We start from the raw sequence: 12795 nt of genomic DNA, 5'->3' as shown, positions 1-12795 counted from the left end.
GGGAAAACCCGCCACACCTGACCGGGCGTCCCGGGAAAACCCGCCATACCCGACCGGGCGTCCCGGGAAAACCCGCCACACCTGACCGGGCGTCCGACAGGGCACGATGGCGGGCACCCCGGTTTTACGCCCTCACGGAGTCCTTGTCCACGAGCGGAGAGCCGAAGGCGCTGCCTTGCTCGTCGTCGAGATGGGTAGGCTTCTTGTTCTTCAGGGCGAAGATGTACACCAAGAGCGAGATCCCGATGGCCACGCTCACATAGGTGAAGAAGACCTCCACTTGCCCGGCTTTCTGGAACGCGGCTCCCACCAGCGGAACGGTGCCACCGAACAGCGAGTTGGCCACCGCATAGCCCAGGCCGACGCCGAGCGCCCGGATGGATGAGGGGAAGAGCTCGGCCTTCACCAGGGCATTGATGGACGTGTAACCGCCCACGATCAAGAGCCCGCCCATCATGAGCAGGAAGGCCACGAACGGATCCTTGGTCGCGCTCAAGGCGGACAGCAGCGGCCACGTGCAGAGCACGCCCAGAATCCCGAACCACAGGAGCAAGGGCTTGCGGCCTACACGGTCCGAAACCATGCCATAGACCGGCTGCAGGCACATGAAGATCAACAGCGCCCAGAAGTTGATCTGGCTGCTGCTTTCCTTCGCTATGCCGCTGGTGTTCTGCATGAAGGACAGGATGAAGTTGGTGTACGTGTAGAACGCCACGGTCCCGCCGAGCGTTACCCCGATACAGATGAGCAGGGCCCGCCAATGCCTGGTGAGCAGCAGCTTCAGTGTGCCCGGCTGGGCTTCGCCCGCCGCGGGAGCATGCGCGGCTGCGGCGGTCTGTTCGGCGGAAATGGTCTCTTCCATGGAGCGGCGAAGCCACAGAACCACCAAGGCCGCCACACCGCCAATGAGGAACGGGATGCGCCAACCCCATTCACCCAGTGCCGTCTTGCCAAGCAGCTGCTCGAGGATCACCAGGACCAGCAATGCCAGCATCTGTCCGCCGATCAGCGTGACGTACTGGAAGGAGGAGAAGAAGCCGCGCCGCTTGGACGTCGCCGCCTCGGACATGTAGGTGGCGCTTGTTCCGTACTCGCCGCCAACGGAGAACCCCTGGATCAGCCGGATCAGGATCAGCAGTAACAGCGCCCATACCCCGATGACCTCTTTGGTGGGCAGGATCGCGATGGCGAAGGAACCGGCAGACATCATGGTCACGCTCAAGGTCAGTGCGGCTTTGCGGCCTTTGCGGTCTGCGAAGCGGCCGAAGAACCAGCTGCCAATCGGGCGCATCAGGAATGTCACGGCGAAGACCGCCATGGCCTCCAGGTTGCTTTGCAACGGGTCCTTGGAACTGAAGAAGTGGGATGCGAAATAGGCTGAGAACGCCGTGTAGATGTACACGTCGTACCACTCCACGAGGTTGCCCGCAGAGCCTTTCAAGATATTGCCTACTGCCTTGCGGGTCTGCGCGGCCTCGCTCCGGGGCGCTGCTTGTTGGGTGCTCATCAATGAACCTTCCTGGACGACGCCGCAATCGGCAGCCGTGACTGATGTGAGTCCTGCGCGTGGAGTCCCAGCCTGTGAAGTCCCTGCCATGGCGTCCTCGCTCATGGCCTTTCATTCGGGGCCGGCTGGGTCCTTTTGGTGCGAAGGACACAAGCCAAACTATTCGTGAGCCACGGCACATCCAAGGTGGACGGGCAATTCCTAACACTTCCTTAGGTTTTGGCAGGCATGGTAATGGGGGTACGCTCCAGAACGGGGCGCAACTGCCGGAAACTGCCGCCCCAAACACTGAAAAGGACTATGCAATGCGGGTGCTCATCGTCGAAGACGACGACTCCATGGCAGCTGCCCTCGGCGCGGCAGTAGTCTCCGCCGGCCACCAATCGAGCAGGGTCTCGCGCGGCTCGGACGCCTTGCTGGTCCATCGCGATTTCGAGGTTGTCCTGCTGGACCTGGGGCTCCCGGACCTGGACGGGCTGGAGGTCCTGCGGAAGCTTCGCCAGGTAACGCACGTTCCAATCCTGATCCTCACTGCCCGGGACGATGAGCGAAGCGTGGTCCTCGGCCTGCGGTCCGGGGCGGACGACTACCTCGTCAAACCCGTGAAATTAGTGGAATTGCTCGCGCGAATCGAAGCTGTCACCAGGCGCTCGGCCCGCCCCGGCGCGGGCAAGCCGCACAGCATCACCTTGGGAGATCTCGACGTCGACCTCGACCGTCGGGTGGCAGCCGTGGGTTCCCGTGTGCTCCCCCTGACGGCCACCGAGTTCGAGTTGCTCGCGCTCCTCGCACGGCATGCGGGTTCGGTGGTCACCCGGGAACAAATCCTGGATGCGCTATGGGGTGATGCCTTCCTCGCGTCGTCCCGGTCCCTTGACGTGCACCTGACGGGGCTGAGGGCAAAACTTAAGCTGCCTGGCTTCATCATCAATGTCCGGGGTATCGGCTACCGGGTTGAGGCTGATCCGGCGTGAAATTGCGCGTCCTGGGTGTCTTGAGCATGCTGGCCATCTTCATCGTGATCGGAGTTTCCTCGATCATCTTGGCGTCGGCCAGCAGGGAGCTCACCCAGGAGGTCCAAATCAACCGGGTCGCAGCCCTGAACCGGTTTGCGCAGGTGGCTTACGACGCGGCCCTGGACAACGACTCCACGCAATTGCAGCGGGAAATGGACGGGTACTCCGCCCTGTACGGCGAAGGCATCCTGGTTCGCCTACAGCAGGGCACACTGCGCTCCGGCGGCCTGGGCGAGGACCGGGCGGACGTCCAGGACGCCCTGTCCAAGGCAAGCCTGAACCTCAGCGACACCACGATCCCCGCCCTTCAACCGTTCGGAACCGATTCCAAGGTGATCGCCAAGTCCTTCGGTACCGGGAGCCAAGTGCTCGGCGAAGCCGTCCTGGAAGTCGACCTGAACGCGGCGCGACAGAAACTGCGGGACCGCTGGCTCGTGGTCGGGCTTGCGGCATTCGCGCTCGGGGCCCTGCTGATCCTGGCCGCCGAACGCGTGACCGGCTGGGTTTTGCGTCCGGTGCACCGGCTGAACGCAGCGGTCATGGAACTCGAAGCCACAGGCAGGACCAGCCAGCTCCCGGAAGACGGCCCACCCGAGCTACGGCAACTAAGCCGTTCCTTCAGCGCCATGGCGCAGACGGTCAGCGAAAGCATGGACTCCCAACGCCAACTCATCGCGGACACGTCGCACGAGTTGCGAAATCCCGTTGGTGCGCTGCGCTTGCGGATCGACTTGCTGCAGTTGGAGCTTCAAACCGGCGCGGAGAAAGCGGCGGCCGCGGGCGTCGTGGCCGAGCTGGAGCGCGTGGAACAGATCCTGGAAGGAGTGTTGAAGCTGGCGTCGGCAGAGCACAAGGCTTTCGAAGGCTCAGCCCGCGGAACGGGTGGGCCTGCCCCCGCCGCACTGGAGCTTATCGACCCATTCCCGGTGCTCCATGGAGAGGTAGAGCGTGCCGGACCCGCTGCGCTGCGCACGGGAGCATCGCTGATCTTGGATGCGCCGCCGGATCCCCCGGCGCAACTCGCCTGCAACGCCGACGAATTGGCCCACATGATGGGCGAACTCCTCACCAATGCGGTCAAGTACGCCCCCGGCGCCCACATCGAGGTTGCCATCCGGTCCGGCGCGGGCACCGTGGCGATCAAGGTGTCCGACGACGGTCCCGGACTTTCGGCCGACGAAAGGGCTTCATCCACAACCAGGTTCTGGAGGGCTCCCCAACACAAGCACATTCGCGGCAACGGCCTGGGCATGACCATCGTGGATCGGCTTGCGGAGGCCAACGGAGCACGGCTGGTGCTTGAGGAACGTTCACCCCACGGGCTAGTGGCCAGCATCGTCTTTCCGTCTCCGGCCGGAGGGGAGGCCACGCATGGCTGATGCTCCAAACGTTCCAGCCCTCCCAAGCGCCGTACGCAAAGGCTGGACATGTCCCCCGCGGCGATCAGTGATGAAGGCCGGGTTGGCGATGGGATTGGCCGGCCTCTTCCTGCCGCTCACCTCCTGCATGGCCTACGAACGTCCGAGTTCCCTGACGGTGGCCGGCGGCGAGTCCGGCGGCTTCTACCTGGAGTTCTCGACCCTCCTCGCGGACCTGCTCCAGCACGAAGGAATAGCCGAGAAGGCGCAGCCCCTGACAACTGGCGGCAGCCTCGACAATATCCGGCGGCTCCTCGACGGTGAGGCGAGTTTCGCCGTCGCACTTGCCGATACGGCGGCACAGCAGGCGTCCACGAACGCCGGCAGGATTGTGGCCCTGGGGAAGGTGTACGAAAACTATGTCCACTGCATCGTCCGGCAGGACAGCGGCATCCGCAGTTTCGGCGAGCTCGCCGGAAAGACCGCGGCCGTCGGGGAAGCCGGCTCCGGGACATCGCTGACCGCCCACCGCATCATCGCGGCCGCGGGGCTCTCCGCGGACGCCCCAACGTCCGCGGGACAAACGCTCAAGGAAGTGAACCTGGGCCTGAACCAGGGACTCGCAGCCCTCCGTGGCGGATCCGTGGACGCGCTGTTCTGGTCTGGTGGCGTCCCGACGTCCGCCGTCACGGCCATGAACAAAGACGCCAGGCTCAGCTTGATCGATCTTTCCGGCCAGATCCCGGCGACGCGGTCACGTTTCGGCGCCTTCTACGATCGCGTCCTGGTTCCGCGGAACAGCTACCAAGACATTCCAGCCGTGTGGACGGTCGGGGTCGCCAACCTGCTCCTCTGCCGGGACGACCTGCCCGGTCCTGTCGTAAAGAAGACCGTGGAGTTGTTGGTGGGCCATGCCCAGGACCTCATTCCCAAAACCAGCATGGGCGTCCAGTTCCTCAGCCCGGAGACGCTTATCAGCACGGTAGGCGTGCCGCTGCATCCGGCCGCCGCGGCGGCCTACCGTGAGTTGCACGGCTAGGTACGCTGAGAGCACGACGACGGCGGGCCGGGGCCGCCGAGTCTGGAAGGGGCGGGCGCATGCCAGGGCACTTTGACACCGCGAATGACTACATCGCGTCGCAACCCGGCGAGGTGAAGGAGATCCTGCGGAAGCTCCGCCGTCGGGCTCTGGCTGAGCGTGAGCGGCGGCGGGGCGGCTACTGACAATCGGCCTGTCCGGGGGTACGGTACAGCCATGCGCCGCGATGAGCTTGAGCACGCCATCCGGGCCGCTACGGACATCATCCACGGCGACCGCGTGATCATAATCGGCAGCCAGTCAATTCTGGGATCATTCACGGAGGACCAACTACCGGCGGCGATCACCACGTCCGACGCGGTCGACATTGCCCCGTTTTCCGACGACGACGCCGGCACGCTTGCGGACAGCATCGATTCCGCTCTCGGTGAGTGGTCACCGTTCCACAAAGAGTTCGGGTTCTATGTCCAGGCGGCCGAAAGGGAGACCGCGGTGCTCCCGGAGGACTGGGAGTACCGCCTCGTCGGCGTACGGAGTGAGCGGACCCGGAACAGCACGGGGCTTTGCCTGGATCCTTACGATCTCTGCGCGGCGAAGCTCATTGCGGCACGACCCAAGGACCATGCGTTCGTTCTGGCGCTCATCGAGTCATCCCTCATCGAGCGCGTGCGGCTCGTGGATAGAATCCGGCTGATAGACCCGTCCGAGCCCCGCCGCGGTGCCGCTTTGTCTTGGGCAATGTCCGTTTGACCTGGCCCCGGCCGGCCAAACCGGGCCGAAACTGAAGGAGCAAGGTAATGACCAAGGTAGTTGCACTCATGTCGATGTCCCTCGACGGCTACGTGGCGGATCTCGAGGACGGGGTCGACGAAGTCTTCGACTGGTACTTTTCAGGCGACGTCGACGTCCCGACATCCGATCCTAACTTCACGTTCCACGTTTCCCCGGCGAGCGCCGAGTACCTTCGCGCTTTGAAGAACGACGTCGGCGCGATGCTCACGGGGCGTCGCACCTCGGATCGAGCCGGAGCGTGGGGCGGGCACCATCCGTTCGGTGGGCCGGCCTTTGTTCTGACCCACGAGGAACCCGAGGTGCCACTTCCCGCCGATTCCACGGTGTATTTCGTCACCGACGGGCTGGAAAGCGCGGTCGCGCAGGCAAAGGCAGCCGCGGGAGACAAGTTCGTGGGCATGCACGGGGCGGACACCATTCGGCAGTGCCTCGAAGCCGGGCTGCTCGACGAGATCCGCGTTGACCTGGTTCCGCTACTGCTCGGATCCGGTATCCGGCTATTTGATCGCCTTGAGAGCGCGCCGCTCACTTTAGGCAACCCGACCGTCGTCGAGGGTGTGGGCGTCACCCACTTGAGCTACCCGGTCCTCAAGGGGTAGTCCGGCGCCCCTGAGCAACACCCAAGCAAGCTACCGCGAGTGCGCCTCCAGGAACGCGTACACCTCGGTCTCGTCGACGCCGGGGAAGGCGCCCGGCGGCATGGCGGCCAGGACGTGCGAGTGGGCGCGGGCGGACGGCCAGGCGTTGCCTGCCCAGGAAGAAGCCAACGACGCCGGCGGGCGCTTGCAGCAGTTCGGGTCCGGACAGCTCGAGGTAGCCCGCGCCGTCGTTTCCCGCCCGCGGAACCACTTCACGTGCTGGTACGGCACCCCGATGCTGAGCGAGAACTCCCCCGCCGCTGAGCGCTCGGTTCGGGCCGTGCACCAGTAGGTTCCGGAGACAGTGTCGGTGTATTGGCTGTAGGCGCTGAACTTGTCCGGAACGTCGAACACGGCACGCGAAGTCCACGCTTTGCATGCCGGCTGGCCCTCGATGGCGCCGGTGTGGTCCTGGGGGAAGGCAATGCCGTCGTTTTCGTAGGCCTTGTAGATGATGCCGCTCTGGTGGGTCTTCTGGAAGTGGGTGGTGATGCCAAGGTGCTTCGTCGCCAGGTTGGTGAAGCGGTGCGCCGCGGTTTCGTAGGAAACGGCAAAGGCGTCCCGGATATCCTCCACCGCGATCTCCTTGGCGGCTTTCGCCTTCTGCAGGAATTCCAGGGTGGCCTGTTCGGGCAACAGGAGCGCCGCGGCGAAATAGTTCGTGGCGACGCGTTGCGCCAGGAAATCCCCGTAGCTGCGGGGCGTCTCGTGGCCAAGAACGTAGTGTCCGAGTGCTTGGAGAAGGACCGAACGCGGATCATGGTCCTGCCGCTGGCTCTGCGTGAGATAAATTCGGTGATTCTTCAGATCGGTCACCGAACGGGTGGAATGGGGCAGGTCGCCCACGTGGTGCAGCGTGAAACCGAGGTGGTCCGCGATATCCGCAATGACGTGCTGGCTCAAGGGACCGGCCGTGTACCCGACGCCCTTGAGCACCTTCTGCGCCTCGGCCTCGTACTCCGGAAAATAGTTGCCGCGCTCGCGCATCATGGCACGCAGCTCGCCGTTCGCGCGGCGGGCTTCTTCCGGCGTCGCGACCTGCTCGTTGAGCTTTCGTTCAAGCTCCTGCAGGAGGCCCACTTGCGACTCGAGGACATCGAGCGGAAGCCGCGAGCTGACACGGATTTTCGGCAGGTTCAGCGACTCGTACAGGGGTCCGCGCTGGTACCGTTCCAGCTCGATTTCCAGGGCCGCGCGGCGGCTGGGCGGTTCCGCACCGAGCAGCTGCTCGATACCCACGTCCAGGGCCGCCGCGAGCTGCTTGAGCAGGCCCAGCTTGGGTTCCCGCTTGCCGTTCTCAATGAGGCTCAGCTGGCTGGGGGCGGTCCCGACGGCGGAACTCAGGTCGTCGAGGGTCAGCCCGGCTTGCTTGCGCAGGTACCGCACGCGGCGGCCCAGGCTGATGACGTCCAGTTCGGCGGAAGAAGCAGACGACGACGGCGGCGGTACTTCGCGGTTCCAGCTCACAGGTGACATTTCTTGAGAATACGCGAAGAAGTGCACTTCTTTCCATGGTTTCTATCTAGAAAGCCGTTTGGAAGTGCTGAAAAGTAATAACTACAGAAGCCCCGGCCGATCGGAAATGCAAAGGCGCAGCGAAGACCGGCCGGGGCGACATTTTCAGCAACACGCCAAAGTAGCGTCAAAGGAGACAGAACAATGACCGCAGCATTTGAACCAGGGCAGCCCACCTCAGCACAGCAGCAGGCCGCCGCACTGGAACTCGAATGGGCTGCCAACCCGCGATGGGAAGGCGTCACCCGCGATTACTCGGCCACCGACGTCGTCCGCCTCCGCGGCCGCGTCTCCGAAGAACACACCCTCGCCAAGCGCGGTTCCGAGAAGCTGTGGAAGCAGCTCACCGAAGAAGCGACCACAGGCGGATACACCAACGCCCTTGGCGCGCTGACCGGCAACCAGGCCGTGCAGCAGGTCAAGGCCGGCCTGCGGGCCATCTATCTTTCCGGCTGGCAGGTCGCCGCGGATGCGAACAACTCCGGCCACACCTACCCGGACCAGTCCCTGTACCCGGCCAACTCGGTTCCCACGGTGGTCCGCCGGATCAACAACGCGCTGCTCCGGGCCGACCAGATCGAATACTCCGAGGGCGTGCAGAGCGTTGAGGACTGGCTGGTCCCGATCGTCGCCGACGCCGAGGCCGGTTTCGGTGGCCCACTGAACGCCTACGAGCTTATGAAATCCATGATCCAGGCCGGCGCCTCGGGCGTGCACTGGGAAGACCAGCTCGCCTCGGAGAAGAAGTGCGGGCACCTCGGCGGCAAGGTCCTGATCCCCACCCAGCAGCACATCCGCACCCTGAACGCCGCCCGCCTGGCAGCCGACGTCGCCGGCGCCCCGACCGTCGTCATCGCCCGCACCGACGCCGAAGCGGCAACCCTGATCACCTCCGACGTGGACGAGCGCGACCAGCAGTTCATCACCGGCGAACGCACCGCCGAGGGTTTCTACAAGGTCCGCAACGGCATCGAACCCTGCATCGCCCGCGCCAAGGCCTACGCCCCGTACTCAGACCTGATCTGGATGGAAACCGGCACCCCGGACCTCGAGCTGGCCCGCAAGTTCGCCGAAGCCGTCAAGTCCGAATTCCCGGACCAGATGCTCTCCTACAACTGCTCGCCGTCGTTCAACTGGAAGAAGCACCTCGACGACGCCACTATCGCGAAGTTCCAGCGCGAACTCGGCGCCATGGGCTTCACGTTCCAGTTCATCACCCTGGCCGGCTTCCACGCCCTGAACTACTCGATGTTCGACCTCGCCCACGGCTACGCCCGCGAAGGCATGAGCGCCTACGTCGAACTCCAGGAAAAGGAATTCGCCTCCGAGTCCCGCGGCTACACCGCAACCAAGCACCAGCGCGAAGTCGGCACCGGCTACTTCGACGACATTGCGACTGCGCTCAACCCGAACGCATCCACCCTGGCCCTGGTGGGATCCACCGAAGAAGGCCAGTTCCACTAACCAACTCCCGTCGACGGTGGGCTCGCCTCACCACCGGCCTGCGGACCGGCAATGCGATCGCGCTGGTTGTGTGCCAGCCAGTGGTCACCACCGGCCTACGGACCGGCAATGCGATCGCGCTGGTTGGGTGCCGGGCAAGGCAATCCTCCGCGTGCTATCCCCATCCCCGTCCAAGGGCCTCGCAAAGCTCGTCCGAGGACGGGGACAGGGCCCCTTTACGCACGCTTCCGGATCACCTTGCCCGGCTGCCTTCCGGCACCTTGGGCACAAGGCCGAAGGAGCCGGTGTCGCGGCAGCCTGCGTAAAAGGGGTCCTGCGTCCCGGTCCGTCCTCGCTCAGCGAGGTCGAAACCGGGACGTGGGGAATAGCAGGCAGAGCGATGCCGGTCCGAAGGCCGAACCCAACCACAGCCGCCCAGCCCGCCGTCGAACTTCCTTCTTGCTTTAGGAGTTTTCAAATGAACAGCTTCACCGACAATTACACCCTCAACGGGATCACCCTGACCGCGCAGCCCATTGCCCGGCAAAACGAGGTTCTTACTCCGGATGCTTTGGAGTTCGTTGCGAAGCTGCAGCGTGCGACGGCGGAGCGGCGCCAGGAACTCATGCAGGCCCGCCACGGACGCCGCAACCAGATCGCGGGTGGCCAGGACCCGCGGTTCCTCCCGGAGACCGCGGACATCCGCAACGACCCGAACTGGCGCGTCGCTCCCCCAGCCCCCGGGCTGGAGGACCGCCGCGTCGAAATCACCGGACCCGTGGACCGCAAGATGACCATCAACGCCCTGAACTCCGGCGCCAAAGTGTGGTTGGCGGACATGGAAGACTCCTCCACCCCGACCTGGCGCAACGTCATCCAAGGCCAGCTCAACCTCACCGATGCGCTGGAACGCAGGATCGACTTCACCACTCCCGAAGGTAAGGAGTACAAGCTCCGTGCTGCCGAGGAACTGCCCACCATCGTGGTCCGGCCCCGAGGCTGGCACCTGCCGGAGAAGCACATGCTCATCGATGGCAAGCCCGTTGCCGGCGGCGTGGTGGACTTCGGCCTGTATTTCTTCCACAATGCCCGCCGCTTGCTGGCGCAGGGCAAGGGCCCGTACTTCTACCTGCCCAAGATAGAGAACCACCTCGAGGCCCGCCTCTGGAATGACATCTTCGTCCTGGCCCAGGACTTGCTGGGCATTCCCCAGGGCACGATCCGCGCCACGGTGTTGATCGAGACCATCACCGCGGCGTTCGAAATGGAAGAAATCCTCTATGAGCTGCGCGATCACGCCTCGGGCCTGAACGCCGGCCGCTGGGACTACATCTTCTCCGTCATCAAGAACTTCCGCACCCGCGGCCCGCGGTTCGTTTTGCCGGACCGCGCCCAGGTGTCCATGACCCAGCCGTTCATGCGCTCCTACACCGAGCAACTGGTCCGGGCGTGCCACCGCCGTGGGGCTATGGCGATCGGCGGCATGGCCGCGGCCGTTCCCAACCGCAAGGATGAGGCCGCAAACACCGCAGCGTTCGAGAAGGTCCGCGCGGACAAGACCCGCGAAGCGGGCGACGGTTTCGACGGTTCCTGGGTTGCGCACCCGGATCTGGTTCGGGTGTGCCGCGAAGTGTTCGACGGCGTACTCGGCGATCGTCCGAACCAACTGGACCGCTCCCGCGAGGATGTCATTCCGGACGACCGTGCGCTCATCGACGTCGCTTCCACCGAGGGGACGATCACCGAGACCGGCATCCGGAACAACATCGAGGTGGGCATCCGCTACATCGAGTCCTGGTTGCGCGGAAACGGTGCCGTGGCCATCCACAACCTCATGGAGGACGCGGCAACGGCGGAGATCTCCCGTTCGCAGCTTTGGCAGTGGATCTACTCCCGCGCCATCACGGACACCGGTGAAGTGGTCACCCGAGAATGGATCAACGACCTGCTGGATGAGGAGTTCGCACGCCTCGAACGTTTCGACGACGACCGCTTCAACGATGCCCGCAGCATCTTCGAAGAGGTAACCCTCGCCGAGGAATTCCCCACCTTCCTGACCATCCCGGCCTACGCCCGCTACCTCACGGAAGCCCGCGAGGAAGCCACGAAGGAAGAACTCGTAGCCGCGTAAAGGGCTGCCTGCTTTGCACGCGAACTGGCAGCAGATGACCGCAAAACTGTGCGGAATGGGCATCTGCTGCCAGTTCGCCGCTGTTAAAGGGACCCTACCGTTGCCGGGCCACCCAGCGCACGGAAAGGGTGGTGCAGACGCAGAACGCGGCGACCGAGCCAAGGAGCACCAGCAGCGGCACGGTCCAGCTGCCGGAAACGCCGTGTACATAGCCGATGATGGTGGGGGCCAAGGCCGCGAAACAGTAGCCAACCCCTTGCACGATGGCGGACATCTTGCCCGCCGAGGCCTGGTCGCGGGCGAACTTGATGATGGCGATGAAGATGACTGTGATGCCACCGCCCTGCGCGACTCCACCCAGGGAAGACCACAGCCACCACCAGCCCGGGGCCAGCAACAAGCCCAAGGGCACCGTGAGCCACAAGGCACTCAAGGTGGCCGCCACCGCCGTCGTACTGGCGAAACGGGCGAGCAGCGGCACGCCGAGGCCGCCCGCAATAGCGAAAATCTGGAAGAGCGATGACCCCGCGCCTGCCTGGGCAGTGCCCATGCCCAGCTCGTCGGCCAGGAAGCTCGGGAGCCACGCGGTCACGCCGTAGTAGGAGAATGCCTGGCCGCCGAACCCGAGCGTCAGCCCAACGGTCAGCCAGCCAACGCCGGTGGGCTTGCCGGCCCGCGATCCCTCGGCGGCGGGCACCGGAGCCGGAACGAACGCGCTGCGGGCACCGACGGTGGGGATCCAGAACAGGATGGCCGCCAGGGCCAGCAGGGCGCTCGCCGCGAGGGCAAGGCGCCAGCCCACAAGTTCTGCGAGCGGTGCCGTGGCTACGGAGGTCAGGAAGGATCCGATGTTCAGCGCCGCCGTGTACACACCCATCGCGGTCGCCTGGCGGCGCGGCGCGAAGTCGCGGCGGATGATGAGTGGCACTGCGATGTTCCCGATGGTGATGGCGAGGCCAATGATGACCGTACCCACCATGACCGGAACACCGCCGCCGCTGGAGCGAATCACGACGCCGGCAAGTACCCCCGCAAGCGTCAGCATCACTGCGAATTCGGCGCCGAACCTGCGCCCGGCCATTGAGGCCAACGGCGCGGCGAGCGAGAAGCAGAGCACGGGTATGCCCGTCAGCAGCCCGAGTTCCACGGGTGAGAATCCAAGATCCCGTTTCAGGGAATCCACCACCGGCGCCACCGCGACGAAGGGGCCCCGCATGTTGAGGGCGATGAGGCCGATGCATGCCAGGATCAGCCAGCCGCGTGGGACCTTGGCGAGGAATTGGCCGCTCATGCGGCGCACGGAGGGGCGGGGACAGTAGGCATCACCTTCATTGCTATCACGGCATGCCGCGGCGG

11 protein-coding genes are annotated in these 12795 nt (G+C 64.8%); 8 read left to right on the top strand and 3 right to left on the bottom strand.

Going from position 1 to position 12795, the window contains the following annotated elements; all coding sequences use genetic code 11:
* Positions 1–124: 124 nt before the first annotated feature.
* Complete coding sequence (locus J2S96_RS18625; protein ID WP_306866849.1) at positions 125–1507, bottom strand: MFS transporter; 1383 nt, start codon at positions 1505–1507, stop codon at positions 125–127.
* Positions 1508–1812: 305 nt separating this feature from the next.
* Here J2S96_RS18625 and J2S96_RS18620 point away from each other — a divergent pair, with 305 nt between their 5' ends.
* From J2S96_RS18620 to J2S96_RS18595, 6 genes are read left to right on the top strand one after another with little or no spacing between them, the layout of a single operon-like run.
* The gene (locus J2S96_RS18620; RefSeq protein ID WP_306866846.1) at positions 1813–2481 is read left to right on the top strand and encodes a response regulator transcription factor; all 669 of its coding nucleotides are present in this window, start codon (positions 1813–1815) and stop codon (positions 2479–2481) included.
* The gene (locus J2S96_RS18615) at positions 2478–3902 is read left to right on the top strand and encodes a sensor histidine kinase (RefSeq protein WP_306866842.1); all 1425 of its coding nucleotides are present in this window, start codon (positions 2478–2480) and stop codon (positions 3900–3902) included. Before J2S96_RS18620 ends, J2S96_RS18615 begins: the two co-directional genes overlap by 4 nt.
* Entirely contained in the window at positions 3895–4920 is a 1026-nt protein-coding gene (locus J2S96_RS18610; RefSeq protein ID WP_306866839.1) for a TAXI family TRAP transporter solute-binding subunit, read from the top strand. The genes J2S96_RS18615 and J2S96_RS18610 overlap by 8 nt, the downstream gene beginning before the upstream one ends.
* A 59-nt stretch (positions 4921–4979) precedes the next feature.
* Positions 4980–5105, top strand: coding sequence for a hypothetical protein (locus J2S96_RS18605; protein WP_306866837.1), 126 nt, complete (start codon positions 4980–4982; stop codon positions 5103–5105).
* 31 nt (positions 5106–5136) lie between these two features.
* The gene (locus J2S96_RS18600) at positions 5137–5670 is read left to right on the top strand and encodes a DUF6036 family nucleotidyltransferase (RefSeq protein ID WP_306866835.1); all 534 of its coding nucleotides are present in this window, start codon (positions 5137–5139) and stop codon (positions 5668–5670) included.
* A 47-nt stretch (positions 5671–5717) separates the two neighbouring features.
* Complete coding sequence (locus J2S96_RS18595; RefSeq protein WP_306866834.1) at positions 5718–6311, top strand: dihydrofolate reductase family protein; 594 nt, start codon at positions 5718–5720, stop codon at positions 6309–6311.
* Positions 6312–6341: 30 nt separating this feature from the next.
* On the opposite strand, the gene J2S96_RS18590 is transcribed toward J2S96_RS18595, so the two are convergent.
* Complete coding sequence (locus J2S96_RS18590) at positions 6342–7853, bottom strand: XRE family transcriptional regulator (RefSeq protein ID WP_306866831.1); 1512 nt, start codon at positions 7851–7853, stop codon at positions 6342–6344.
* A gap of 156 nt (positions 7854–8009) precedes the next feature.
* Between J2S96_RS18590 and aceA the strand changes: the two genes are divergently transcribed.
* Positions 8010–9329: an isocitrate lyase gene (aceA, locus tag J2S96_RS18585; RefSeq protein ID WP_306866828.1), complete on the top strand. Its 1320-nt coding sequence runs from the start codon at positions 8010–8012 to the stop codon at positions 9327–9329.
* 457 nt (positions 9330–9786) lie between these two features.
* Entirely contained in the window at positions 9787–11439 is a 1653-nt protein-coding gene (gene aceB / locus J2S96_RS18580) for a malate synthase A (protein WP_306866827.1), read from the top strand.
* Between the two features lie 94 nt (positions 11440–11533).
* Here the strand turns inward: aceB and J2S96_RS18575 are convergent, their stop codons facing one another.
* Positions 11534–12730 (bottom strand): MFS transporter, encoded by a 1197-nt coding sequence (locus J2S96_RS18575; protein ID WP_306866824.1) that lies wholly within the window; start codon positions 12728–12730, stop codon positions 11534–11536.
* Positions 12731–12795: the final 65 nt, after the last annotated feature.

The sequence above is a fragment of the Arthrobacter bambusae genome (genome assembly GCF_030812595.1).
GTDB lineage: Bacteria > Actinomycetota > Actinomycetes > Actinomycetales > Micrococcaceae > Arthrobacter > Arthrobacter bambusae_B.
Note: the sequence above shows the minus strand (reverse complement) of the source record. Positions and strands in the feature narration are given on the sequence as shown.